Source organism: Chamaesiphon sp. (assembly GCF_041738855.1).
Lineage (GTDB): Bacteria > Cyanobacteriota > Cyanobacteriia > Cyanobacteriales > Chamaesiphonaceae > Chamaesiphon.
This window is the reverse complement of the sequence record NZ_JBGSPA010000175.1, coordinates 1-25,512: the sequence shown is the minus strand read 5'-3', so window position 1 is coordinate 25,512 and position 25,512 is coordinate 1. Positions and strand designations below refer to the sequence as shown.

General features: G+C 48.7%; 28 protein-coding genes. 16 read left to right on the top strand and 12 right to left on the bottom strand.

From position 1 onward, the window contains the following. Positions 1–96 precede the first annotated feature (96 nt). The 4 genes from ACEW9I_RS18500 to ACEW9I_RS18485 form a co-directional block, all read right to left on the bottom strand. Positions 97–459, bottom strand: coding sequence for a response regulator (locus tag ACEW9I_RS18500; RefSeq protein WP_373541801.1), 363 nt, complete (start codon positions 457–459; stop codon positions 97–99). Positions 460–478: 19 nt separating this feature from the next. Further along, positions 479–1,738, bottom strand: coding sequence for a response regulator (locus ACEW9I_RS18495; protein ID WP_373541800.1), 1,260 nt, complete (start codon positions 1,736–1,738; stop codon positions 479–481). Between the two features lie 341 nt (positions 1,739–2,079). Next, positions 2,080–2,556 carry a hypothetical protein gene (locus ACEW9I_RS18490; RefSeq protein ID WP_373541799.1) on the bottom strand — a complete coding sequence of 159 codons (477 nt, stop codon included), beginning with the start codon at positions 2,554–2,556 and terminating at the stop codon, positions 2,080–2,082. A 152-nt stretch (positions 2,557–2,708) separates the two neighbouring features. Beyond that, a complete protein-coding gene (locus tag ACEW9I_RS18485) occupies positions 2,709–3,014 on the bottom strand; it encodes a hypothetical protein (RefSeq protein WP_373541798.1) in 306 nt (101 codons plus the stop codon). A gap of 194 nt (positions 3,015–3,208) precedes the next feature. Between ACEW9I_RS18485 and ACEW9I_RS18480 the strand changes: the two genes are divergently transcribed. Beyond that, positions 3,209–4,504, top strand: a complete 1,296-nt coding sequence (locus tag ACEW9I_RS18480) for a folylpolyglutamate synthase/dihydrofolate synthase family protein (protein ID WP_373541797.1) — start codon at positions 3,209–3,211, stop codon at positions 4,502–4,504. Positions 4,505–4,615: 111 nt separating this feature from the next. On the opposite strand, the gene ACEW9I_RS18475 is transcribed toward ACEW9I_RS18480, so the two are convergent. Beyond that, positions 4,616–4,948, bottom strand: a complete 333-nt coding sequence (locus ACEW9I_RS18475; protein WP_373541796.1) for a c-type cytochrome — start codon at positions 4,946–4,948, stop codon at positions 4,616–4,618. Between the two features lie 409 nt (positions 4,949–5,357). On the opposite strand from ACEW9I_RS18475, the gene petG reads away from it, so the two are divergent. Continuing rightward, the gene (gene petG / locus ACEW9I_RS18470; RefSeq protein ID WP_309742303.1) at positions 5,358–5,471 is read left to right on the top strand and encodes a cytochrome b6-f complex subunit V; all 114 of its coding nucleotides are present in this window, start codon (positions 5,358–5,360) and stop codon (positions 5,469–5,471) included. Between the two features lie 92 nt (positions 5,472–5,563). Here petG and rsmD read toward each other — a convergent pair whose 3' ends face one another. The 3 genes from rsmD to hemB all read right to left on the bottom strand — a co-directional run bounded on the left by rsmD (position 5,564) and on the right by hemB (position 8,532). Continuing rightward, the gene (rsmD, locus tag ACEW9I_RS18465; RefSeq protein WP_373541795.1) at positions 5,564–6,118 is read right to left on the bottom strand and encodes a 16S rRNA (guanine(966)-N(2))-methyltransferase RsmD; all 555 of its coding nucleotides are present in this window, start codon (positions 6,116–6,118) and stop codon (positions 5,564–5,566) included. Positions 6,119–6,207: 89 nt separating this feature from the next. After that, entirely contained in the window at positions 6,208–7,218 is a 1,011-nt protein-coding gene (locus ACEW9I_RS18460; RefSeq protein ID WP_373541794.1) for a DnaJ C-terminal domain-containing protein, read from the bottom strand. A 297-nt stretch (positions 7,219–7,515) separates the two neighbouring features. Beyond that, on the bottom strand, positions 7,516–8,532 hold the full coding sequence (hemB, locus tag ACEW9I_RS18455) for a porphobilinogen synthase (protein WP_373541814.1): 1,017 nt from the start codon (positions 8,530–8,532) through the stop codon (positions 7,516–7,518). Positions 8,533–8,789: 257 nt separating this feature from the next. Between hemB and ACEW9I_RS18450 the strand changes: the two genes are divergently transcribed. The 3 genes from ACEW9I_RS18450 (at position 8,790) to ACEW9I_RS18440 (ending at position 11,102) form a co-directional block, all read left to right on the top strand. Beyond that, entirely contained in the window at positions 8,790–9,176 is a 387-nt protein-coding gene (locus ACEW9I_RS18450) for a VOC family protein (protein ID WP_373541793.1), read from the top strand. Continuing rightward, a complete protein-coding gene (locus tag ACEW9I_RS18445; protein ID WP_373541792.1) occupies positions 9,166–10,386 on the top strand; it encodes an alpha/beta fold hydrolase in 1,221 nt (406 codons plus the stop codon). Before ACEW9I_RS18450 ends, ACEW9I_RS18445 begins: the two co-directional genes overlap by 11 nt. Positions 10,387–10,532: 146 nt before the next feature. Continuing rightward, the gene (locus ACEW9I_RS18440) at positions 10,533–11,102 is read left to right on the top strand and encodes a hypothetical protein (protein WP_373541791.1); all 570 of its coding nucleotides are present in this window, start codon (positions 10,533–10,535) and stop codon (positions 11,100–11,102) included. A gap of 66 nt (positions 11,103–11,168) precedes the next feature. Here ACEW9I_RS18440 and ACEW9I_RS18435 read toward each other — a convergent pair whose 3' ends face one another. The 3 genes from ACEW9I_RS18435 to ACEW9I_RS18425 form a co-directional block, all read right to left on the bottom strand. Continuing rightward, positions 11,169–12,290 carry a CO2 hydration protein gene (locus ACEW9I_RS18435; RefSeq protein WP_373541790.1) on the bottom strand — a complete coding sequence of 374 codons (1,122 nt, stop codon included), beginning with the start codon at positions 12,288–12,290 and terminating at the stop codon, positions 11,169–11,171. Then, the gene (locus tag ACEW9I_RS18430; protein ID WP_373541789.1) at positions 12,287–13,771 is read right to left on the bottom strand and encodes an NADH-quinone oxidoreductase subunit M; all 1,485 of its coding nucleotides are present in this window, start codon (positions 13,769–13,771) and stop codon (positions 12,287–12,289) included. Before ACEW9I_RS18430 ends, ACEW9I_RS18435 begins: the two co-directional genes overlap by 4 nt. A gap of 291 nt (positions 13,772–14,062) precedes the next feature. Continuing rightward, positions 14,063–15,904: an NAD(P)H-quinone oxidoreductase subunit F gene (locus tag ACEW9I_RS18425; RefSeq protein WP_373541788.1), complete on the bottom strand. Its 1,842-nt coding sequence runs from the start codon at positions 15,902–15,904 to the stop codon at positions 14,063–14,065. A gap of 884 nt (positions 15,905–16,788) precedes the next feature. Here ACEW9I_RS18425 and ACEW9I_RS18420 point away from each other — a divergent pair. The 5 genes from ACEW9I_RS18420 (at position 16,789) to ACEW9I_RS18400 (ending at position 21,167) form a co-directional block, all read left to right on the top strand. Continuing rightward, entirely contained in the window at positions 16,789–18,528 is a 1,740-nt protein-coding gene (locus ACEW9I_RS18420) for a ribulose bisphosphate carboxylase small subunit (RefSeq protein WP_373541787.1), read from the top strand. A gap of 535 nt (positions 18,529–19,063) precedes the next feature. Beyond that, on the top strand, positions 19,064–19,372 hold the full coding sequence (locus tag ACEW9I_RS18415; RefSeq protein ID WP_015161393.1) for a carbon dioxide-concentrating mechanism protein CcmK: 309 nt from the start codon (positions 19,064–19,066) through the stop codon (positions 19,370–19,372). Positions 19,373–19,426: 54 nt separating this feature from the next. Beyond that, positions 19,427–19,780, top strand: coding sequence for a carbon dioxide-concentrating mechanism protein CcmK (locus tag ACEW9I_RS18410; protein ID WP_015161394.1), 354 nt, complete (start codon positions 19,427–19,429; stop codon positions 19,778–19,780). 8 nt (positions 19,781–19,788) lie between these two features. Further along, positions 19,789–20,088, top strand: coding sequence for a EutN/CcmL family microcompartment protein (locus ACEW9I_RS18405; protein WP_373541786.1), 300 nt, complete (start codon positions 19,789–19,791; stop codon positions 20,086–20,088). Positions 20,089–20,213: 125 nt separating this feature from the next. Then, a complete protein-coding gene (locus ACEW9I_RS18400) occupies positions 20,214–21,167 on the top strand; it encodes a ribulose bisphosphate carboxylase small subunit (RefSeq protein ID WP_373541785.1) in 954 nt (317 codons plus the stop codon). Here ACEW9I_RS18400 and ACEW9I_RS18395 read toward each other — a convergent pair. Continuing rightward, positions 21,151–21,324: a hypothetical protein gene (locus ACEW9I_RS18395; protein WP_373541784.1), complete on the bottom strand. Its 174-nt coding sequence runs from the start codon at positions 21,322–21,324 to the stop codon at positions 21,151–21,153. The genes ACEW9I_RS18400 and ACEW9I_RS18395 overlap by 17 nt on opposite strands. A gap of 59 nt (positions 21,325–21,383) precedes the next feature. Here ACEW9I_RS18395 and ACEW9I_RS18390 point away from each other — a divergent pair, with 59 nt between their 5' ends. From ACEW9I_RS18390 to ACEW9I_RS18365, 6 genes are all read left to right on the top strand, one after another. Beyond that, a complete protein-coding gene (locus tag ACEW9I_RS18390) occupies positions 21,384–21,989 on the top strand; it encodes a carbon dioxide concentrating mechanism protein (RefSeq protein ID WP_373541783.1) in 606 nt (201 codons plus the stop codon). Positions 21,990–21,993: 4 nt separating this feature from the next. After that, positions 21,994–22,653 (top strand): ParA family protein, encoded by a 660-nt coding sequence (locus ACEW9I_RS18385; RefSeq protein ID WP_373541782.1) that lies wholly within the window; start codon positions 21,994–21,996, stop codon positions 22,651–22,653. A 2-nt stretch (positions 22,654–22,655) separates the two neighbouring features. After that, positions 22,656–23,096: a hypothetical protein gene (locus tag ACEW9I_RS18380; RefSeq protein ID WP_373541781.1), complete on the top strand. Its 441-nt coding sequence runs from the start codon at positions 22,656–22,658 to the stop codon at positions 23,094–23,096. Between the two features lie 152 nt (positions 23,097–23,248). Further along, positions 23,249–23,575 (top strand): carbon dioxide-concentrating mechanism protein CcmK, encoded by a 327-nt coding sequence (locus ACEW9I_RS18375; protein ID WP_373541780.1) that lies wholly within the window; start codon positions 23,249–23,251, stop codon positions 23,573–23,575. 140 nt (positions 23,576–23,715) lie between these two features. Next, positions 23,716–24,063 carry a carbon dioxide-concentrating mechanism protein CcmK gene (locus tag ACEW9I_RS18370; protein WP_373541779.1) on the top strand — a complete coding sequence of 116 codons (348 nt, stop codon included), beginning with the start codon at positions 23,716–23,718 and terminating at the stop codon, positions 24,061–24,063. Positions 24,064–24,228: 165 nt separating this feature from the next. Continuing rightward, positions 24,229–25,005, top strand: coding sequence for a BMC domain-containing protein (locus ACEW9I_RS18365; RefSeq protein ID WP_373541813.1), 777 nt, complete (start codon positions 24,229–24,231; stop codon positions 25,003–25,005). The last annotated feature ends 507 nt before the right edge of the window (positions 25,006–25,512 follow it).

The window sequence follows — 25,512 nt, the reverse complement described above, 5'->3', positions numbered from 1 at the left end:
AAAGAGTCGATCTTCAGGCACAACCTCATCACAGTTATGCACGAGGTGTAGATAGAGCAGGTTAGCAAATCGCTAGATTTGCCGATCGAGCCATCGCTATGATGGAATTTTGGCGAGAATTTGTTGGATACTTTCGCGACTGACTGGTTTGGGTAGATAGTCATTTGCGCCAGCCCGCCGCACACCATAATCGATCTCTAGGGCTGTCTTCTTGCTGGAGCAGAACACGACATATTGATTGGCAGTATGGGGATTGAGCCTCACCGTTCGCAAGAACTTATAGCCATCCTGTTCTGGCATCACCACATCTAGAAATACCAAATCGTATTTGCCAGCTTCAACGATCCCCAAAGCATCGATCGCACTCTCGCAGCGATCGACTTCATGTCCGAGTATTTCCAAAATTGAAGCCAAAGCGTGTCGATCGACTGAACTATCATCAATGATTAAAAATCGCATAATTTTTGCCTGATATGGGTTAACTGTCGATCGGGGAAGCAGATGCGGTCAGTAGTCGGGGAATCAACTCTTCAAGTTGAACTTGAAAATCACCAATCGCCGCAGTTGTCAGCGGTTTAGTCAAAAACTCACACCCACTCCACTGCGCCCGCCATTTATTGGACAGCTTTTGTTCTCCAGTTAAGATCGCTAGGGAAATTCCCTTCAGATCTGGATGTTGCCGGATCTGCTTGACTAGCTCGAATCCAGAGACTTCTGGCATGTTGATATCGATGAAAATAACTGCTGGCTTGACCGCCAAAATCATGCTCAGTGCGGTTTTTGCCTCTTGACAAATCGTCACCGAGTAACCCAAAGCCGAAACCCAGTGCTGAAATTGAGACAGCAGCACTGGCGAATCATCAATTACCATCACACTCGAATGAACATGTTGGTGGAGGGGCTGAAATTTGACCAAGCCGATTCTGGCTAATTTGGCGAATATCTTGGCGACTTCCAGGTTATCTTTCGCCATTTCTTCGGCGATGGAGTTGAGCGATCGTTCCGCTCCCACTAGTGTCTCAATCCGTAGCCGCTGGCTATCGGGTAGGTTAGCTATTTTCATAGCTTCAGGATCGAGGATCGGACACAACTTCATTGAAGGTACTTGCTGTCGCAATTGCTCCCATTGCAACTGTCGCTGTTGGGCTTCATCGAACAGTAAGGTCGGACTAAAGCCAGCGATCGGCAACCGATCGTCGATATCTGTGGCAATAAATCTCGCCGAGCCACTACCGATTAATAAGTAGATATCTAGATCGTTGAGAATTTTGATCCGCAGTGCTTCTAACAGTTGGGCTTCAGTAATGATGTTCGCTTGTTTCATCATCGCCAGTAACTGGACAGGATCGAGCGATTCTCGCTGGAGCTGACTCTTGATGAGATCGAACTGGGACTTGACAGCCTCACTACGAGATCGCAGCACATATCGCCCCACAACTCTCAACAACATCTGTACCGACCAAAATCGATTGCCTGAATACAGAATTTGACCGTTGGCAATTCCCAGATTCCAGTAAAAGGGTTGCTCTCGATCGGCTAGTCGATCGAATTGGTGCTGCCAATAGCCTGTTTCACCACACTGAATATGTTCCAGGAGTTGTGCTGGCAATCCTCTGGCGGTAAATGAAAATTGGTCGGTTTTCGTACTGGCTTGCTCCACATTATCCCCGGTGCAACTTGCGTCAACAGATCTATGATTTTCGATCGTAGAGCGGTGAGATTTAGTATCAATGGTCATTGGCTTGGTTCGCGTAGAGCCTACAGCAGAGGATCGAGATCTAAGTAACAAGCTGTAGTTAGCTTGCTCCTACGATTAGGGTACCCACGACCACATCGATTGGCTCACAATGCCTCAAAATACTTTGATTACACTTGACATATAAAACCCTCTCTACCAATTTGGTAGAGAGGGTTTGAGCGATTTATATCGATCGTCTCAGATCCCAAAAGTCTCACTCCAGATCTGCACAATCTAATTTTTTTAGAGAGTATATTCTGCGACTGATTTAGGTCAGTCGGGTCGAGATCTCAATTGTCAAAATACTTAGTATTATCTCTAATAAAATAAAATTTCTGTGCTTAGCCCCAGTCATCGATCTCCAATCCGAGTTCCATCCTAATATCTTTGAGTAGTTTACGATCCCACTCAGACCAATCAAATTTATTGATATTTTTAACCTTGGCTGTTCTACCAAACCGAACACCGCGATCGAAGATCTTCAGTTCTGAATAACTCAGCCTATATTTGTGCGGGTAAAAAAAGTAGGCGGCAATTTTCAACACTAATAAATGTAGCCAATTCACACTAGTGTCATTACCCATAGTAAAACCGACTATATATGCTTCTTCAGCCGAGCTAAACCCTTTCTTTAACAGTAAATGGATACAGTCATGTCCTAACAAATTAATACTTCCAGGCATGTTTAAAGGACTAGCTGGATTTTCTAACAGCCAGACTAAAAAGGGGATTTCACCTGGCGGATCTCCTTGGAGATGTTCACAAGCTGCTGCTAATGTATATTCATCTAAGCGATCGGGATATTTATGCCACAACATGATACTTGAATCTGTTAAAATAAAGATATTTACTACTTATAAATCTACAGATCGATTACCAACAAGATTTGCAAACAAAACACATGAGATCTCATCTGAAAGCATTGGAAGCATTTACTTGAAATAGATGAGCTGGGGACTATCGATATTACTTAACTAATAATCCAGCGGAAGATCCCCAGACAATCGACAAAACAAAATAACGATCCTGAATAAATAATCATCGGTGTATCCCTAGTCCGTAGGCTAGCTACTAGCATTTGACTAGAACTCAGTGCCAAAAATATAAATCGATATTTACTAATTGTGGGGATGTTAGCAGCAAGGATCGTTCCTCCGGCGATCGCACAAGCACTACTAGTTAATTGAAGTATTTTGGCTAATTTATCTTCAGGTACTGATAGGTTTTGCATTTTTTGATGATTGGTATGTTCAACTGAATATGTGACTTTTGTCATTACTCATTTAGAATATTCGGAAAATCTTACTTACTCCATCCGTGGTTATACGGAAGAATATCTATTCCATAAAATCTCACAGATCGTGATAGATTTAGATCGTCGCTTGGTGCGATCTCGATCGCTAAAATTATAGATCTGTGTGATTTAGCTATTAATTTGCCATTTACTCTCCACCACCCCCTATCTACTCGGTGCTCGATTTAACTCCAATTGATACGCTTTTGCTACCATTTCACCAGTTTGGTGTAAATTTAGGTCTGAACCGGATTCAAGCTCTACTCGCAGCACTAGGATTCCCCCATCAGTCGGTGCCGATAATCCATGTCGCAGGGACAAATGGCAAAGGTTCTGTCTGTGCCTATCTATCCAGCGTCCTCAGTGCCGCAGGTTACAAAGTTGGTCGGTATACATCGCCCCATTTGGTAAACTGGAATGAGCGGATTTGTATCGACGATCGACCGATTCCGACTGATGTCGCGGTAGAGATCATCGATCGAGTCATTAACGCCATCGATCCCACTCTCCCCACACCCACCCAGTTTGAAATCGTCACTGCGGCGATGTGGCTGTATTTTGCCGAGTCACAAGTAGATATTGCTGTTATCGAGGTCGGATTGGGTGGTAGGCTAGATGCTACCAATGTTTGCGATCGACCGTTAGCAACGGTGATTACGTCGCTCGCGCTCGAACATTGGCAACAACTTGGTGATACCATTGCCAAGATCGCCTGGGAAAAAGCAGGTATTCTCAAACCAAACTGTCCGGCAATCATCGGCACCCTGCCTCCGGCGGCGGTAGCTGTAGTTACAGACAGGATCGATACGCTCAATTGCCCTACAACTTGGGTGCAGCCAGCTGTCACCGCCCGAAAACCCGACTTAGAGTGTGAAACTTCATTAGCATCAGCTACACTGCCGTGGGTCGAATCTGGGGGGATTAGTTATCCGTTATCATTGGTGGGTGAAATCCAATTGACCAATTCGGCGATCGCGATCGCCACCATTCAAGTGTTACGCCAGTCAGGGTGGGACATTAGCGATGCCGCGATCGTCTCAGGGATGGCAAATACGCGCTGGTTGGGGCGGCTCCAATGGACGAGTTGGCAAGGCTCTAAATTGTTGATTGACGGTGCTCACAATGCCGCTGCGGCGATTGCTTTACGTCAATATGTGGATACTTTGCAGACACCGATAAGGTGGGTGATGGGGATGCTATCGACCAAAGCCCATCGGGAGATTTTCCAAGCTTTATTGCGTCCTGGCGATCGCGTGGATCTGGTGCCAGTACCTGGACATAGTTCGGCAGATCTCGCCATGCTTGCCGATTTAGCTCGCTCTATTTGTCCCGATCTCAGATCGATCGCTACCTACGGCGATCTCACTGCGGGGCTAGCCGCTGCGGTAGCTACTACAGATACTCACCAATTAGTCTTGTGTGGTTCGCTCTACCTGCTTGGTGATTTTTTGAAGCTGGAGAGTAGAGGGTAGAGGTAGAGGGTGGATGGTGGATGGTGGATGGTGAATGGCGATCGAGTCTAAATTCCTGTCCCGATTGCCATACTATCAACTGTCAACTGTCAACTGTCAACTGTCAACTGCTTACAGGGTTTCTAGGTAGCTCAATAGATCTGCCATCTCTTGAGGATTGGGCTGAAATTGGGGCATGGGGGGAGTGTTGCCACTGGTGACTTGTTCGATCAGACTGTGAGGAGATTTGCGTTTGGAGATTTCGCGGAGACTAGGGCCGACTCGTCCACCTGCGTCTAGTCCATGACAACCGCTGCAATTGATCTGAAAGATGGCATGTCCCAATGTTGGATCGCCTGTTTTAGCCAAGACGCTACCAATGTAGGGATTGGATTCTTGAAGAGAGTGCCAACCGACGAGCGCACACAAACAGATGGACAAGCAGGTGATGATAATTGACCCCATCTGTTGCGACGATGGTTGCCTGATTTTAGGGAGTCGGATATCCAAGACGGGCCTGCTATAAGTTAACTTACATTAAGGATCTAAAGAGTGTAAATTGAGCCGCGAGGCTATTACCTACATTTATTAGTGTATCTATAAATCTCAGATTTACGATACATTTCTTAAATATCTTAAGCTTTTTCTCGTATTATTAAGTTTTGCAGCTTTGAAGTTGGAAGGCAAGCACCCCACCGTCAAGCCAATATGTGCGTAAGCACACCCAAGACCAATGGTGTCATCCCTTTTCCCCTCTACCCCTAAAACCTCACTCCCCTCTCGCTCACCACAATCGATCGCCAAGAGCTTGCGCCCATCCCCCTAAACCCGATACGCTAGAGGCAACTACTTTAACAAATTACGGAGTCTCAACGTGGTAGAACCCTTACTAGCTGGCATCGTCCTCGGTTTAGTTTTCATTACTCTCAGCGGCTTATTTGTAGCGGCTTATCTCCAGTACAAGCGTGGCAACCAAGTCGGTTTGTAGGGTGGTTAGGCTTTAGGTTTTATGTTTTAGGGGTAGAAGGTGAAGGGTCGGGGACTTTGGTTTTCGATCGGTTCGATCCATCTACCCAATCTCTATGCCTGGAGCTGATAGAAGGAAATTGCGGTATTACCGTATGACTTGTGGCGACAGAGTTCGAGTGTAGCCAGCGAGGCTGGCAAAGTACTGAGCTGTGGATTGGGACTGTGTTCTACAGCGAGTTCGCCCATCGGAGCCAACAACTCATACCGATCGATCGCTGCCAATACTGGCTGATATAATTCTCCGGCATAGGGTGGGTCGAAATAAATCCGATCGAACTTTTGTCCGGCGAGATCGGCTAACCGTTGGATGACATCTCCACGCAAAAGTTGAAATTGTTGGGACTCAGTGGCGACTTGCTGCCAATTTTGATGGATGATATTGCAAGCAGCAGTAGATCGCTCGATGCCGACAACCACTGCGGCATCTCGACATAATGCCTCAGCACCCATCGCACCGCTACCACTACACAGATCCAACCAGCGACAACCCGCGATCGCTCCTTGCCAGATATTAAACAAAGCTTGGCGTACACGCGCAGGCGTAGGTCTAGTCTCCAGTCCTGGCAACGTTTTCAACTCTCGATTACCATAAATCCGAATACTCATTATCTCCCATCCACCATCCACCTTCTGTCCCTAAAGCCTAAAATCTAATTACCGTCTACCCCTAAAACCTAAAACCTAAAGCCTAAAACCTAAAGTGCCACTTGCGTAAAATGATTACGGGGGTTAAAAGTACGAGCAGTACGAATTTGTTCGTAAAGTTCGCGTTCGGCGGGAGTGATACTTTTGGGGGTAGTAATCACAATTTTAGCTAATTGATCGCCGCGTTCGCCTCGGGGGTTTGCCCAGCCTTTACCACGCAGCCGCAGTGACTGACCGGATTGGACGCCAGCAGGTACATTGACCGTCACCATGCCGTCGGGGGTGGGAATCTCAATTTGGGCACCGAGCACAGCCTCATCGGGGGTCACTGGGACTTCACAGATTAGTTGTTCCCCATCGAGTCGGAAGAATGGGTGTGATTGCAATTCGACAGTGAGGTAGAGGTCACCGCGTTGTTTGTTATAGGTATTGACATTGCCTTTGCCACGGACGCGAATCCGACTGCCAGCTTTGGCACCGCCAGGAATTCGCACTTTGATCGTCTCGGTGCCGAGGTTGAAGCTTTTTTGGACGCCTTTGTAGGCTTCGGTGAGCGAGAGACTGATAGTTGCCTCGCGATCGCCGCCGAGGTTGCCAGTACCACTCGTGTTAGGGTTGGCACTGAAGTTATCAGCTCCGTTCTTGGTGGCAGTTGTTTTGGCACCAGTAGGATTGGGATTGCTGGAATTATTAAATCGCCCTAGCAATTCATTGACAAAATCATCAAAGTTATTGTATTGTCCAAAATCAACTGTATTAAAATCACCTGGTGGGTTAGTGCCTGGAGTAGGGTTGGTAGGGCGAGTGTTGGATCTGGGTTGTTCGGATTGTTTCCAGTATTGTCCGAATCTGTCGTATTGGCTGCGTTTGTCAGGGTCCGAGAGGACTTCATTGGCTTCGGTGATTTCTTTGAATTTGGCTTCGGCAGTTTTATCCCCTGGATTGAGATCTGGATGATATTTGCGTGCCAATCGTCGATAAGCTTTTTTGACATCATCTGCGCTGGCGTTCTTGTTCACTCCTAAAAGCGCGTAATAGTCCCGAAAATTTGTCGCTGCCATATTTTGAGAGAGTGGCTAGTAGATAGAGATAACTGGATGCCGTTGGCGGTTGCGAAGCGTTCGCAGGGAAAGCCGATTAGAGGAGATCGTTACTTCATTATGCCCTTGTTGCCTCCAAAGTCGATCGATCTCCTATGGCTACGCCAATAAGTAGGTAGCTCCAATTATTTATCAGATAGATTGGGTCTGGAATCTATCTGGTGGATTGGGGCGCGATTTTTGCGGGTAGGGGTAGCAGCCCACCCTCCACAATATTTTAGATGTAATTACGCCTACCTACTTACTAGTTTTTTACCATTACTTATGATGCAAAATCAACGCGACATCTTTGGCAAAATAGGTGAGAATCAAATCTGCACCAGCTCGTTTGATACTGAGGAGAGTTTCCATGATAATTTTCTTCTCGTCAATCCAGCCGAGTTGAGCCGCAGCTTTGATCAGTGAGTATTCACCACTGACATTATAAGCGGCAACTGGAACGTTGCAGTTTGCCTTGACTTGATGGATGATATCGAGATAAGCCAGAGCGGGTTTGACCATAACGATATCTGCACCTTCAGCGATATCGAGTTCGACTTCGGTGAGAGCTTCCCGCGCGTTGGCAGGGTCCATTTGGTAAGTTTTCTTGTCGCCAAACTTGGGTGCCGAGCCGAGTGCATCGCGGAAGGGGCCATAATAGGCAGAGGCATATTTGGCGGAGTAAGCCAGGATGCCGACATCTGTAAAACCATGCGCGTCCAAACCGCGCCGAATTGCGCCGATCCGTCCGTCCATCATATCGGAAGGGGCAACCATGTCGCAGCCTGCTTGCGCTTGCGAGACAGACATTTTTACCAAAATTTCTACAGTTTCATCGTTGAGGATGACCCCATCGGCGTCGAGTACGCCGTCATGTCCGTGGGTGGTGAAGGGATCGAGTGCTACATCGGTAATGACGATCGTCTCTGGAGTTTGCGCCTTGATGGCGGTGACAGCCCGTTGCGCCAATCCTTCGGGGTTGTAGCTTTCGGTGCCAGTATCATCTTTTTTGGCGTCGGGGACGACGGGGAATAAGGCGACGGCTTTGATGCCTAAAGTGTACAGTTCGGCAATTTCCGCCAGCAGCAGATCGAGCGTATAGCGGTAACATCCTGGCATTGAGGCGATTTCTACCCGCTCGTTTTCACCTTCCATCACAAACATCGGATAGATCAGATCGTCAACTGTGAGCTGAGTTTCGCTCACGAGGCTGCGAATGCTGGGATTGCGACGGAGACGACGCGGACGCTTGGTGAGTGGAAGTTGACGATCGATATTCCGATTTGATGGAGACATATATGTGCGTAGATTGCCGTAGCCACTGATTATACCGAAAAAAATCCCCTCGCCGCAAAACACTTTACCTGGCTTTACTAGGTACAAAATCGCTAGTGAAGTGGAGGTGTCATCGATCGGATCTTGTATTGCCAACATGCGAACAGTTGCTAGACGCATCGGACTGATGGACTCTAGCATTGGACGCAGCGATCGCCGCTTTACCACCGCCGTGCTAAATTAGTATCTAAATCTAACAACATTACTTTAGAATCAAATTGAAACTCAATAAAATTCATCATGTTGCGATAATTTGCTCTGACTATACCGAGTCAAAAAAATTTTATGTTGATGTGCTGAATCTCTCAATAATTAACGAGACTTTTAGAAGCGATCGCAATTCATATAAGCTAGATCTTCAGGTTGCCGATCGCGACATCATCGAACTATTTTCATTTCCCGATCCACCACCAAGACCGAGCAAACCAGAAGCCTGCGGGCTAAGACATCTAGCTTTTGAGGTCGAGAATATCCAGGAAAGTGTTGACTACTTGATATCACAGGGCATCAACGTCGAACCAGTTAGAGTAGATCTAATTACCGGAAAGAAATTCACTTTTTTTAAAGATCCTGATGATTTACCTTTAGAGATCTATGAAAGTTAGGATGTTATCGATCGCGAGTAACTGGCTCGTGGGATCGCTGCTATCAATCGGATTGTTTGTGAGTATGTGGATCTGCTTACCCGCACCAATTTTTTCACTACTTCCTTTAAGTGTGGGTGCGCCCGAAATTAGTCCAGTGTTGGTAATTTTTAATGCGGGAGTGCTCCTCCTGTGCTGGTTACTGTTCTGGCTCAGAGATTACCGACAACCCCGATTGGTTATTTTTAGCCTCTGTGTGAGTGGATTGGCAGTGGTGCTGAGTGCAGCACCACTACTGCAATTTTCCGCAGCTCAACAACAAGCGCAATCAGCGATCGAGTCTAGCTTGGGGCGAGATTATCTCCGCGATCTTCCCCCTGCACTAATTGCCAAAATGCGATCGCAACCGCTAGTTATGGGCGATATTTGGAGCCAGATTCCGATCCCTGAAGTGAGGCTCGATCGCGACTTACTTTTTGCGAATCCTGATGGCGTGAAGCTGACAATGAATATCTATCGACCGCTCCAAGTTGGTAAATATCCGGCGATCGTGTCGATTTATGGTGGTGCTTGGCAACGTGGTAGTCCCGATAGTGATGACACGTTCAATCGTTATATCGCCGCCCAAGGTTATGTGGTGTGGGCGATCGATTATCGTCATGCGCCCACATATCAGTTCCCGACTCAGCTTGAAGATGTGCGATCGGCATTGACATTTATCAAAAAACATGCTGATGAAAATGAAACGGATCTCGATCGAGTCGCCCTCATCGGTCGCTCGGCTGGTGCTCAATTAGCGATGTTGGCAGCTTATCAAGATCCACCGTTCCCGATCCGCGCTGTCGTTGATTATTATGGTCCCGTCAATCTGACGGCGGGTTACGAGCAGGTACCTACTCCCGACCCGATCGAGTCTCGCGCCACACTCCGCGCCTTCTTGGGTGGCACACCTCAAGATCTGCCCACACTTTACCGCCAAGCTTCACCCCTCACTGCCGTCAAGCCAGCTTTACCACCATCCTTACTCATCTATGGTGGCAAAGACCACATCGTCGCATCCAAGTATGGCAAGTATCTCGCCGCCCAATTGCGATCGCAAGGAAATCAAGCCGTTTTCATCGAGATTCCGTGGGCGGATCATGCTTTTGATGCCGTGTTTTCAGGTCTGAGCAATCAACTCGCACTCTACTATACCGAACGATTCTTAGCTTGGGCACTACTAGCTCAATAAGCTCCCAGCCGCGTGTTACGGTTCGATCGACATTTAGGGTGAGAGCAAACAACACTAAGTTATGCCCTTTGATAGACTAAATACTGAGGATCGATCGACTAAGATGCAATAAATTATACAACTCTCTTGCAACTCGGAGATCGAAAATGCCTAATCGTAACAACGACCCACAAGCTACACCAGCCGGAGACGAGCGCGGTAGGATCGGCGCAGACGAGATTCAGTATCAACGCGAACGCGCAGCCGAAAATAGCGGCACTGCCAACGGTTTGCTCATCGGTAGTCTCGTACTTGCCTTGGCTGGCATTGGGGCGGTAACAGCGTATTACCTGAATAGACCAGCTCCTACACCTACAACTATCATCAATACTCCCCCCAGCCCCGCTGCTTCAGTAGCACCTGCACCACCAAAACAGACGACAATTATCGATCGCACGGTGGAAAAAACGGCACCACCACAAGTTAAAGTAGTCGAAGTAGATAAGCCTGTAATCGTGCCTGTCCCCGCTCCGCCCAAAGTAGTCGAAGTACCCAAGCCAGTGCTCGTACCTGGGGCGACCAAAGTGATTGAGGTACCCAAACCTGTGGTTGTACCAGCCAAGCCAACCGTCACTGATGACTCAGCGACTCCCTCAGCTTCACCTGCTCCGGCACCTGCCCCTGCGGCTATTGAGAGTTCGGACTCAGTTACTGCTCCCGCACCTAGCACTCCCTAGCACCAACTTGATAGCTCCCTGACTGCTTGAAAAAGTTGGGGAGCTAGCAGTGATGGTCGCAATGTTTCAACCCTGAATATTAGGTAACTGAGAAGTTAATAAGCGATCCATCCAGCCCTCAAAGTATGCCATGGTTGCTGCTTTTTCACGCGGATCTTCACTGTCCAACGGATGAGGAGCCAAACCCAGAATGGTGGCACTAGTCACACAATACATCGACTTTTGAAAACTCAGACAAATCTTCACCAACAGATCGTCCTCTTGCCGTTTAGTATTTTGGTACATTTCGTGCAGATATGGGGGTAAATAATGCCGCATATCCTGCATCAGCAGGGTCGGTGGAATCCCCGCCCCACCGATCGGTAACGCATCAGCATACAATGCTCCATAGGTAAAAGCATCTTGCTGGATGGGAATCTGGTGCGCCTGAGCATTATAAGAAACCACTCCGAAAAATGGTGTACCGCGAAAGAAAATAGCTTCTACATAAGGCACCGCCACATCCATCAAAAATGTCAGCTCCGCAGACTTGGGCAAGATATCATACGATCGACCATCAATATCTACTGCATAGGTAATTGGATTACCAGCAGCAGCAACCAATCCCGCCTTAATCCAATCAACAACCTCTGGAATATTCGTAACTTTTCCCTGTTCGTAAGCTCTGGCTAAAGTGAGAAAAATATCAGACATTACCTCCCAAAATTGACCGAGGGCATTGTAATAAACCGATTGCCGGACTTGCTCGGGCAAAAACTCTGGAAACAAGCGATGGAGGAGTCTAATCGTGGGGCTGCCTTTGATTTTGGATTGGATCGCTGGTTCGATCGATTGTCTAAATTCTACTGATTCAATATACTGCTCTAGTTTGCCGCCACCATGCCAGAGCATGACTTTCATGCAGTATTCGGCATACTCAAAATTAATCCGATCGTGCCATAAATGCTGTGACAACTGCGCGAATGATACTTTGCCATTAAAGTATTTAAAAAATGGAAAAATAGTTAAGAACTCGCGATCGGCAATGTGCTGAAGATTTTGCTGATAAGCAGCTAGGACATAGCCATAACTATCCAGAATCCCGACTACTTCTTTGACATTATTCGGGTTATCTGGTAAGAGGCTTTGACCCTGGTAGAATCGATCGATATAGGTCGCAAAACGATGACAAGAATTAATAGCAGTCATGGCTGAATTGATGAAGTATTTACAGTCGCAATAATCGCGGGCGGTTGGAGCGTAGCTGAAATAGTTGGTTCGCTCCAGCGGGTAATCCAACCAGGTTGCAGCCCAAACAGGACGATCGCACCTGTGAGGATCATCGCTGGATAGCGTTCGCGCCAGGTGACAGATTCGAGATCTTGGACGGGTAGTGACAATCTCCCAAAAAAGGCACGGTTGATCAGCAGCAGGTAATAAACCGATGTCAAACCCGTACCGAGCATACAGAGCAGCGTTTGGACTGGGAAAATCGGGAAACTACTCCGAAAAATCAGAAACTCAGCCACAAAGCCCACCATCCCAGGAATTCCGGCACTAGCCATCACGCCCAGTATCATCAAACTACCGATTACTGGCATTCCCCGCTCGGGATTGAGTAAGCCTTCGAGAATCTTGATATCGCGGGTTTTGGTTTTCTTGTACACCACACCTACCAATAAAAATAGTGTCGCCGAAATCAGACCGTGACTGACCATCTGAATCATCGCAGCAGAAAAACTCAGCGCGGTATTCGCCGCTGCTGCCAGCAAAATATACCCCATATGACTGATCGAGCTGTAAGCTACCATCCGCTTCATATCTGTTTGAGCGATCGCCATCAATGCTCCATATAGTACGCTCACGATCGCCCACACGGCGATCCACGGTGCAGCGATCTGCCAAGCCGCTGGAAATAGCCCCACACAGAAACGCAAGATCCCATAAGTAGCCAGCTTGAGCAGCACTCCAGCCAGCAGCACCGAAATCGGTGTCGAGGCTTCGACGTGGGCATCCGGCAGCCAGGTATGAAAGGGAAACAGTGGCATCTTGATCCCAAATCCCAACAATAACGCCCCTAATAGTAAAAATTGCTGACTCAGGGGCAACGCATGTGCCAGCGCGGGATTGTAGGTGAAGCTATTGCTACCACCAAACCACGCCAGTCCCAAAAAGGCAGCTAAAATCAGCGCACCAGATAAAGCGGTATAAATCAAGAACTTTGTCGCCGCATAAGCACGCCTTTGACCGCCCCAGATCGCAATCAGCAGATATAGTGGAATCAGCTCTAGCTCATAGGAGATAAAGAACAGTAACAAATCTTGTGCCAAGAATACCCCAGTCACCGCCGCATTGAGCAACAAAATCAGACTGTAATATAGGCGCGGTCGAGCGATCCGCTCATCGCTACTATAGATTGCCACCCATGTCAACAAACTATTGAGAGCTACCAATGGCAAAGACAAACCATCGATACCCAACCGATAAGACAAGCCCAACGCATCAATCCAGTTGACATTTTCCACGAACTGCATACTGGGATTGCTCAGATCGAATTTTGTCAATAGCAACACCGTCCAGCCAATTACAGCTATTGCCATCCACGCAGCGATCGATCGACCGCGCTCTGCGGCTAGACACGCCACCAGAATTGCCCCTAGTAACGGAACTATTAGTAAAATACTCAGCATTGGGTTTAGGTATTAGGTATTAGGTATTAGGCTTTAGGGAGTAGAGGGTAGAGGGTAGCGATGCGCGATACGTAGGCTTTGCCGAGGGTTTAGCGAGACAAGACAGCGCATCAAGACAGCGAGACAAGACAGCGCATCAAGACAGAGGGTAGGTGTTAGGCTTTAGCGGGTAGAGGGTAGGTACTTTTTGCTGTCTGGGTTTGGGGAATATTCTCAATTTTTTTTATTTGCGATAGTGCGATTTGGTCGCCACAACCTCACATCTAATCCCTAACACCTAACACCTAAAGCCTAAAGCCTAATCAAAAATAGCCAAGCAACCATCGTACCGAGGACACCAATGGCGATCGCAATTGTCAGGACATAGCTTTGGGTTTGACCGGAACTACCATACTTCAAGCCTTCACTACTAAAAATCGTAGCAAAACCGACTAAATTGACCAAGCCGTCTACTACATACCGATCGATCCAAGCAGTGAGTTGGGACAGTTGATAGACCGACCATACCACCGTCTTGTCGTAGATTTTCTCCACATAAAAATCATAAGTCAACAATTCTTGCAGCCAAGGTAGTGCCAGCTTGACAGGCGTGCGATCGGCTCTAAAGTACACTAATCCACCCACCAAAAATCCTAGTAAACTAGACAAACTAATCGTACTGAATTGAAATAAGCTAATATCAGTCAAATCTGGTAGTACTGAAAATCGCCACATTACAGCAGGTGCCAACAATGTCAAGACTGTCAAGAATACCATGGGTACAGCTAACGGCCAGGGTACTTCTGGTGCGCGCCTAGTTTTGGGTTGAGTCTTGCCCAAGAACACCAATCCGAACACCCGTGCGAGATTGAAAGCAGTCAAGCCATTGACGATCGTAATCACGCCAATTGCCCACGGATAATCTTGCCACAGTGCCTCAAAACCCTCTCTGAATGCCCAAAATCCCCCCAAGGGGAATACCCCAGTCATTGCCAGTGTCCCGACGATGTAGGCGATCGTCGTCGCAGGCATACTCTTTGCCAACCCACCAAATTCGCTCACATCTTGGTTATTGGTGGTCAAAATTATACAGCCAACGCTCATAAACAGCAGAGCTTTGGCAAGCGCATGGGCAAACAATAGCAGTAGCCCAAAACTAATCCACTTAGCACCGATCGCAATAAATACCAAACCGAGATAAGCACTAGTGGAATAAGAAATAGTCCGCTTGATATCGATTTGGGCGATCGAGACCAACGTCGCGCCGATCGCCGTCACTGTCCCGATTACCATCAAAGTATTCGTCACTACTGGCGACAGATACAGGATCGGGTGGACTTCGATCAAAATATACGCACCGCCAGTGACTACCACCGAGTTGCGGAGAATCGACGCCGGATTCGGGCCTTCCATCGCTTCATCCAGCCAGAGATGCAGTGGGAATTGGGCACATTTACCGATCGGTCCAGCAATCAAGGCTAAACCAATCAGCGTAGCCGTTGTGGGTGAAATATCAGTGGTTTCACACCACGCATACAGATCGTCAAAATCCAGACTCCCAGCAATACTCGACAGGGCAATTACCCCCGCAAACAAGATAATATCCCCAGCCCGCTTGGTCAAAAAAGCATCCCGTGCCGCCTTGACAACCAACGGCTGAGCATACCAAAAGCCCACCAGCAAATAAGTAGAAAGTGTCAACAATTCAAGTAAGCCATAACTTACCAGCAATGAATTGCTAATCGCTACCGCACTCATCGCCCCTTCAAAGAACCCCACCAATGCAAAAAATCTCGCCAGTGCCCAGTCCTTCTCCATGTAGCCCAGCGCGAACACCTGAGCGAGTAAACTCAAGATCGTCACTGACTCCATCGCACCTACATTCAGAGCTGATAGCTCGAAAGTCAGATCGAAATCCAAACCAGCTACCGTCCACCACTTCACTACAATGTGATAGGGTTGGTGGCTCCACATCAGTTGCAGCAGGATCGTGCCGTGAATAAACGCGATTGTTGTCATCAAGATATTGATATATGCTGCTGGTCTCGGCCCAGTCCGGCGCACCAATCTAGTCATCCAGGGCATGCTCAGCAAAGCCCCAACAAAGCCATAACCAGGTATCAACCACCCGGTGTCTAGCAATATCTGTTCCATAAATTGCGCCTAAATATACTTATCTATTATGTTATCTGTGTTGGATGTCTTAAAAGATGATGTTAAAGTCAGCCCTGAATAGCTCGGACGATCGCTCGGAAGTGAGAATTAGATCGGATGCAGACGTGCCCTCATGCCAGCTGCGAGTAGGGCAATTTCTGAAATCGCCCTACTCTCGCAACTGCGATCGGGGCTTCAAGTCACGTTGCTCAGAGTCAAAAACTCAAGTATTTTAAACAAGGGTGAGAGGATTTGGTTGATTTTCAGCCTTTATTCATTATCGATCGCAACTGTAGCAATCGAACATCCGCGATAAGTCCGATCCTGCGCTGACACCGATCGCATACTACCCAACAATCGCCCTCAAGCTGCCCACAGATAGCATTAGCATCCTTCCTTTACCACAGATCGACTAGCTAGATCGGCGTCACCACAACCACCGACCTAGCTGTGAGTATCAGCTTAGCTTATCTTCAATATCAAAAAGAATAATTTTGTATTATGTTGCCAAAGCCAACACCGAAACAGTATTGTTGATTGTAACGTTAGTACGATTTTTAGGCTGTGTGAACTCCCAATATGTCAAGCTTTTGGTAATTGCCACCACGGGTCTGGTTTGTGGAGGTTGTGAGATGACGATCGAGCTAAATTAGCGATCGACCGGATCTCATCGCTCGAACCTGAATTTGTAGTGAGGACGCCCGACTGGTACCGTAGGTGCCAATCTCATCGCTCTGCTAGCCAAACTAGGCTCTGGGACTGTGACGATCGATGTCCGTGGGGTACTCTGAGCAGCGATGCCGAACCACTCTAGTCGGCATCGCTGCTCGGTAAAAAAGATGCTGAATTATTATAATAGAATTTACAAAAGAAGGATTTAGATCGTGATAGTAGCCCAGAATAACGTTACTGCTTCCCCACCTACTCCGTGGTCAAAGAGCCTGGTAGAGCCAAATATTCACCATACAGCCTACGTACATGCTTTTTCTAACATCATCGGTGATGTCCAGATTGGCGAGAATGTAATGATTGCCCCAGGGATTTCGATTCGGGCAGATGAAGGCAATCCCTTCTGGATCGGTGCGAATACCAATATTCAAGATGGGGTCGTCATTCACGGTCTCGAACAGGGTCGCGTCGTCGGTGATAATGGCACGCCCTATTCAGTGTGGATCGGCAAGAATACCTCGATCACCCACATGGCACTGATTCACGGTCCCGCTTATGTCGGCGATGATTGCTTCATCGGCTTTCGTTCGACAGTATTCAATGCCAAGGTGGGGGATGGTTGTATCGTGATGATGCACGCCCTGATTCAGGATGTCGAGATCGCCCCTGGCAAATACGTCCCATCCGGCGCGATTATCACCAACCAGCAGCAAGCAGATCGCTTATCCGAAGTCCAGCCTGACGATCGCAAATTTTCCTCCCATATCATTAGCATCAACGATTCGCTCCGCTCTGGCTATCGCTGTGCCGACGATATCGAATGTATCACCCCCCTCCAAGAAGCGATCGATATCTCGACTTCAGGCTTGTACAGTATCGCTAGAGCGGCTACTCTTCAAGCTTCTAGCTCCACCCATCGAGCGAATCTTCACCCTGATGTCGTCGCCAATGTACGGAATTTACTAACTCAGGGGTATGCCGTCGGCACCGAACACGCCAACAAGCGTCGGTTCCAAACCAGCTCCTGGACTAGCTGTGCGTCCTTCAATTCCGATCGGGAAGTGGAGATCCTAGACGGTCTAGAAGCTTGTCTCCAAGAGCATAGTGGTGAATATGTCCGCCTGATCGGGATCGATACCAATGCCAAGCGGCGGGTACTTGAAACCATCATTCAACGACCTGGAGATGTCCCCGCAGCGACCCAGACGCATCGATCTGAGTCCCCACTGCTTCACAACGTTACCGCCTCCTTGAGCCAGCCTAGCTCCCTTCCAACCCAGAGCAGCCACCAAGCACACCTCAGCACTACTTTAGACACCGAGGTCGTCAAGACCGTCCGTCAGCTCATGCACCAAGGCTGCCAAATCGCAGTCGAACGTGCAGACAAACGTCGCTTCCAAACCAGCTCCTGGACTAGCTGCGATCGGATCGCCTCCCAAACCGAAGCCGCAATCTTGGGCGCGATCTCAGACTGCATCGCCAACCATCCCCACGACTACATTCGGGTAATTGGCGTAGATGCCCATGCCAAACGGCGAGTAGCTGAGAAAACCGTCCATCGTCCCGGACAATCGATCGCGCCCACTAGTAGCGTGAGTGCCTCTAGCACCGCCAACCATCGAGATCGAGTGGCGACCCATAGCCTCGGTGCTACTACAAGTAATGGTCATAGCACCAAAGCCAGCAGTACAGTCCTGACTAGCGATACAGTCGCCACCATCACTCGCTTAGTCGCCCAAGGTTGTGACATCGTCACCGAATTCGCAGACGAGCGGCGCAAAAAGAGCAACACCTGGGAAACTGGCGATCGCATCTCTGGCAATGCCGCCGAAATCATTCGCACCCTAGAATCGATCGTCAGCGATCGCTCTAAATCCTACATCCGCGTCATCGGTGTCGATCGCACCGCCAAAAAACGCATCGCCGAACAAATAATCCACCGACCCACCAAGTAGCATCTCACCCACCCCTGTGTTCGGTTACGGTAGTGTCAATTGCGACCGCTATTACCGCACCATCAGTGTGGATAAGTAGTCGATCGCCAATATTTATGAGCTAGATATTGCCTAAAACCTAGATGGTTGGCAGTGCCCACCCTACTGGGACTACTTTTACCTAACTAGCCAAATAGCCGATTGACTTTTCAGACACCAAGGTCATATTTTTTACCCCGATCGCGCAGCACCAATCCCGATCGACCCCTCACCCACAATCGCATAAAATTGTCAACAAGATTTCAATCGATGCTACGGGGATCGCCAACGGCACATAAAACTTTCTGATACTTAACTTAACAAAATAAAATTGTTGCTTATATTGCCAAAGCGCAGCGTCTCAGTCTATGCTTGACTTTAGCAGATGCATAATGCTGAATTTTTGATAGACAAAAGTCTATGGAAACAATTAGCGTATTCTACTAAATATAGATCCCGCTCGAATGTTCGGTCGGATCGTTAACTACAAAATACTACTCATAAGGACGAAAAATATATGTCTATTGCCGTGGGAATGATTGAAACCAAAGGTTTTCCTGCTGTTGTGGAAGCTGCCGATGCCATGGTCAAAGCCGCACGAGTCACACTAGTCGGCTATGAAAAAATTGGCAGCGGTCGGGTAACTGTCATTGTCCGTGGTGATGTCTCTGAAGTACAAGCTTCCGTATCCGCAGGTGTGGAATCCGTTAAGCGCGTCAATGGTGGTGAAGTTTTATCCACACACATCATTGCTCGTCCCCACGAGAACCTAGAGTACGTCTTACCCATGAACTACACCGAAGACGTCGAGAAATTCCGCGTCTAGTCTCAAGTTCGCTAAAATATCGCACAAAGTTAGAAAATTTAGGAGTCATTGATAATGTCAATTGCAGTTGGGATGATCGAAACATTGGGCTTTCCCGCAGTTGTAGAAGCTGCTGACGCGATGGTCAAAGCCGCACGCGTTACTCTCGTCGGCTACGAAAAAATCGGTAGCGGTCGCGTCACCGTGATCGTCCGTGGCGACGTATCTGAAGTCCAAGCTTCCGTATCCGCAGGTGTCGAATCTGTCAAACGCGTTAACGGCGGACAAGTTCTATCTACTCACATCATCGCTCGTCCCCACGAGAACCTAGAGTACGTCTTACCCATGAACTACACCGAAGATGTCGAGAAATTCCGCGACAGTCTCAACGGGCCTGGCCCATTGGCGATCGGCGGTAGACGTTCGTAGTAGGCTCAATGAAGCTAGCCAAAGTGTTGGGTACTGTGGTCAGTACCCACAAGGAACCGAGTTTGACTGGAACTAAGTTTTTGCTCGTGCAAATGCTTGATGCCGCAGGTAACGACCTACCGGAGTACGAAGTCGCCGCTGACTGTGTAGGAGCGGGTTTGACTGAGATCGTTTTGGTAAGTCGGGGCAGTGCGGCTCGTCAAGTTTCCAATAAAGACCGTTATCCAGTCGATGCACTAGTTGTGGCGATCGTCGATACGGTAGCAGTGGGGAATGACTTGACATACAGCAAACGAGATGAAAGATAAGAAATTATTATACTAAATCGCGCCTGAGTGGAAACTCCCACGCTGAGGATGTCGGCTGTATCTAGTCTGTCAGAGACTAAGTTTAAACTCAGAATTTATTGATGATTTAACAGAGAACCGAAGATATGAGCAATATTAGTGATGGCGTTCGCCAACAAATTCGTCGTTTATTAGGTCAGGGGCACCGCGTTGGGATCGAGTATGCCAATGCTCGTCGGTTCCGTACTGGTTCGTGGACTAGTGCGACGATCGCCCAAGGTGGCGAAAGCACGGTATTATCCAGTATCGCGGCGATCTTGGACGAGCATCAAGGTGAATACGTGCAACTACTGGGTGTCGATCCGCACTCCCGCACGCGCGTACTGGAATTGATGATCCAACGTCCAGATGGTGCTGTGACCCAAGTCAGTCATGCAGGGGTCAGCGGTCGGGTCGCCACCGCAGCTAGCAACGGTCATGCCGCAGGTACTACTCACGATACCACTGGCTCGATTAAGCAACTACTCAATCAAGGTTATCGGATTGGGACAGAGATTGCTGATGCCCGTCGCTATCGGGCTAGCTCTTGGACTAGTGGCCCCTCCTACCAAGGTGCGCGTGAAAGCGAAGCAATTGCCATGCTCAACGAGCTAATCGCCGCTCATGAGGGTGATTACATTCGCTTGATCGGCATCGATCCCCAAGCCCGCAAGCGCGTAATGGAAGTGATGATTCACAAACCAGGCGAGCCAGCTACGCTCAAATTTAGTGGTGGTAGTAGCCAAGCTAGCTCGTTTAGTAGTCACGCGAGTGCGAGTGCGACTAGCAATGTGAAAACATCTCTCAGTCCTGCCATCGTTGCCTCCGTGCGTCGCCTGCTAGAGAATAGCTTCCAAATCGGTACCGAACATGCCGATAGCCGTCGCTTTCGGAGTAGCTCGTGGCATACTTGCAAACCAATGTCCGCCACAAGACTGCAAGATGCGATCGCGCAACTGGAAACTTGTTTGACCGAACACCAAGGTGAATACGTGCGATTGATTGGGATCGATAGCCAAGCCAAGCGACGCGTCCACGAGGAAATCATCCAACGTCCCTAACGGTAACACGAGCGGCGAACGGCAAAAAGTTACCAGCAAACAGTTGAGCGACAAAGCGATCTTGAGTCGGCTCAGCATCTAGTTGTTGAATTGCAGTCATCGTCAGCGGTTCAGATCCTGGGCGATCGTCATCCTCACATTGCCCATCACAGCTCACGATCGAGATCGCTTACTCGATCTGGTAGCTCTGTGTTTCCCGTTCCTCTAGCAATCCTCATGCTGACCAAGTTTCGAGCTTTATCCAGGGAGGTAGTTCCCGTCTATCTAGATGGCAACGTCTCGATCGATCCGACGGCAGCAATCGCGCCTGGAGTACTGCTTCAAGCCGAGGAAAATAGTCGAATTACGATCGGGTCGGGGGTCTGTATCGGTGCGGGGACGATCGTCCACGCCTCCGGCGGCAACTTGGATATCGGCGCGGGGGTCTGTATCGGTCGCGGGGTACTGATTATTGGGAGTGGGACGATCGATCGTCATGCCTGCATCGGCGCGGGTACGACCATCTTCGATCCGCAGATCGGTGAAGATACAGTCATCGCCACCCACTCACTGATCGGCGATCGCAGTCGGGGCGAGGTGTCTGTTGTCATCGATCCGCCCACACCTACTGCTCCGGTGGTGCCCGATCCCTCGGAAACTGCTGATGTCTGGGATACTCCAGTGGTGCAGCCTCCAGTGGTGGAGACTCCGTCCCCTGAGACTCCCCCCACAACAGCAGACCGACTGACTGTCACGATCGAGATCGACCAGCAATCAGTCAAATCTGTAGCTGGACGTGCCAATTTCGATCGACTCAAACGCCACTTGTTCCCCAATGGTTGAACTGATGACTACACTAGTACCACCAAAGCTCAGATCGACCAAAATTACAGTCGTGTTGAACGGTAAAGGTGGTGTAGGCAAAACGACAACGGCAATCAATCTCGCGGCTATTTTTGCCGAAGATTGCCGCGTATTGCTAGTCGATGCCGACCCTCAAGGTTCGGCAAGTTGGTGGGTGAAACAATCCGAAGGTCGAGACTTGGGCTTCGAGACGACAGTCCTCACCGATCTGACAGGCGTCAATCGCCAACAGTGGGCAGATTATGACATCGTAGTTGTGGACATGCCGCCAGCACTGGATTCTGTTGCTTTAGCGGCGATTTTGCCGATTGCTGATTACCTCGTGTTACCCACCCCACCCGCGCCCATGGATCTTGCCGCATTGATCCGCACAGTGAGACAGGTAGTAATTCCCTCCCAAATTGCCCATCGCGTCCTCCTGACCAAGGTCAATGCTCGCGGTTTGAGAGAAGCTCAAGAAGCACAACAAACCTTATTACAGTGCCAAATTCCGGTTTACTATACAGTAATTCGGAATTTGAAAATTCACGAACGTGCTGCAATGGCGGGGTTACCCATCAGTCAATACAAGAGTCAAGCAGCCGCACCCGCAGCCGCTGACTACCGCTGTGTCGTCAATGAAATCTGGAAAGATTGGAGCTAAATATGACTGTTAGAAAAAAAAGATCGTCAGCATCTGATGTGTTGCGTCAAGAAATGCAGCAACCCCTAGTCATCCCCGAACGACTTGCCGTCCCAGAACCCGATCGCGCTAACACCCCACCACATCCAACTTCTACTACAAATACTAAGATGAATCCACCTAACGATGATGCTACCACGATCGCTCAACTCAAAGCCGCTCAAGAAAAAGAGTCCAAGCAGCAGCAGCAGCAATTCGAGGCATTGATGAAAGAACTCAAAGATGCCAAAGAGACGATCGTCAAATTGTCAGAACAGGGACAAGCTCCAGCCAAAGGCAAAAGTGCCGCACTTGTCAAAAAAGATACCAGCAGGTCCACTGCCTCCATCACCGCTCGTCCGACAGAATCCCGTGAAGAGACAGCCCGCCGCCGTGCCAACACCGACATCGGCTGGCTAGACTAATATTCGAGCTAGTGACGAGCACAGTGAACGCGCGTCATCGCTGAAGATGCGTTCCCTCAAGCATCTCCCCTAGAGCATCGCGATCTGGCACTATCTGCATCTGTGAGCTAAGCAATATGGCGATGAGTTTATAAATCAGGAGAATATTTTTAATGGCTAAAGATCGCAATTCTCGTCAGGCAGTCGGCACGATCGAAACTGATGGATTTCCGCCTGTATTGGCGGCTGCTGATGCGATGCTCAAAGCTGGGAACGTCACCTTAGTCTATTATGGCTTGGCAGAACGGGCGGAATTTATTATCGCCGTGCGCGGGGTAGTATCCGCAGTCGAGCAAGCGGTAGCGGCTGGTGTAATCGCTGGTGAAGCTACCAAACGCGGTGCGGTAGTCAGTCACTACATCATCCCCAATCCACCCGAAAATGTCGAAAGCGTCTTACCAATTCACTATACCGCAGCATCTAGAGAGTTTTGGGTGTAAGTTAGTTGACAGTTGACAGTTGACAGTTGACAGCTTGCGTTAAAGATGTGCCAAGGTGTTAGCGGTTTGTGCTTGCGGAGATTAGCTTCAGTTTTCACTGACGATCGATAATTTTATTAATATTTAGGAGTATATTTTCAATGGCTGATTCTATGAGTTCTCAACAAGCAGTTGGGTCGATCGAAACTAAAGGTTTTCCCGCTGTCTTAGCCGCTGCTGATGCGATGCTCAAAGCTGGGCGGGTCACGCTAGTCGGCTATCTGAGAGCTGGTAGTGCCAGATTTACCGTCAATGTCCGTGGTGATGTCTCTGAAGTCAAACAGGCAATGGCAGCCGGAATCGATGTCGTCGAAAAAGTCTATGGCGGCACCTTAGAATCTTGGGTCATCATCCCCCGTCCTCATCCCAACGTTGAGCGAATTCTGCCAATTGGTTATACTGAAGAGGTCGAAGAATTTCGCGCGCAAGTAGAAGGTAGACTTAACTAGCGATCGACCGTAATCATTGATGTCGGTTCTGACCTAGCATCTATGCACAGGTGGGTGTTGGCATCACAGCATCAGAGCAATATTAGTAGCGATCGCGCTCATCTGTGCCCCACCATCAACTCTCAATACTCAACCGCTGTACAATTGGGGACTTCACCACCAGCCATGTCCGACATTCATGCTGAAAGTGCGATCGGGTTAATCTCCACGCGGAGCTTTCCGGCGATGGTGGGGACGGCAGACATGATGCTCAAATCTGCTGCCGTGCATCTGGTCGGCTATGAAAAAATTGGCAATGGTTATTGTACTGCCGTCATTCGCGGTCGATTTTCAGATGTGCGACTAGCTGTCGCCGCAGGTGCTGAGGTTGCAGCACAGATGGATGAACTAGTGTGTCAATCAGTTATCTCTCGTCCGTTTCCCAATCTTGATGTCGTCTTGCCGATTAGCAATCGCTTCTTAGCACAGATTGTCGGCAAAAGCAAGCTCAACAATCTGGCGATCGGCTTACTCGAAACTCGCGGCTTCCCGCCGATGGTCGGTGCGATGGATGCCATGCTCAAAACCGCTGATGTCCACGTTTCTGGCTACGAAAAGACTGGTGCAGGCTTCTGTACGGCGATCATCCGTGGTACCGTCTCCAATGTGACGATCGCCCTCGATGTCGGGATGACTGTCGCCGAAAGCATCGGTGAATTGCGATCGATCATGGTGATTCCCAGACCACTTGAAGATCTCGAACGCACCATTCCCACCGCCAGCTATTGGCTCGAACAACCACTCGCAATTCCAGAGCAGCCACTAGTGTTACCACTGCGGCTACCACAAGTTGTCAACGCACCAGTAGTGGAAGTGGAAAACGTCGAAGTCGAACTCGTCGAAGTTGAAGTCGTCACATCCACCGAAGACTCTCAAGCGATCGATCGGCGATCGCTAGAGTAGCGTGAGTTCGGGATAAGAAGAGCCTAGAGACTAAAGTCTCTGCTCATAATGCAAAGTCCGCCTGTCTTGAAAAGGTGCTCTACTTGGGGAAACCCCAAGACCGCACTTTTCGCTTCGCGGACTAAAAGATTCAGTCCGCGAAGGCGGACTTTGCAGCACTAGCCACGATTTCAATCGGTGGCGGGACTAGGGCGAAGCCAATAATATTAACCCGAATGCACGCTGGAGTAGTAATCATCCCGCTCTTTAAACCGCCATCGTGCTAATAGATCCCCGACTTCTCCCAGCAGTCGGGGATCTGTGCGTGGGAAATCTGGGATCTGTGGGGCTTGATGAGGATACTATTACTAGAAGAATTGAGTTAAGCTATTAACCTGAGTTCGATGAAGTTTTGTCTCCTCAAACTCAGGCATTTCAACACTTTTAGGCTAACAGCAGAATTTTTTCAATTTTTGGCACATTAAAATCCACCATCAATATCATTAATAGTTGAAAAAACATTGATTT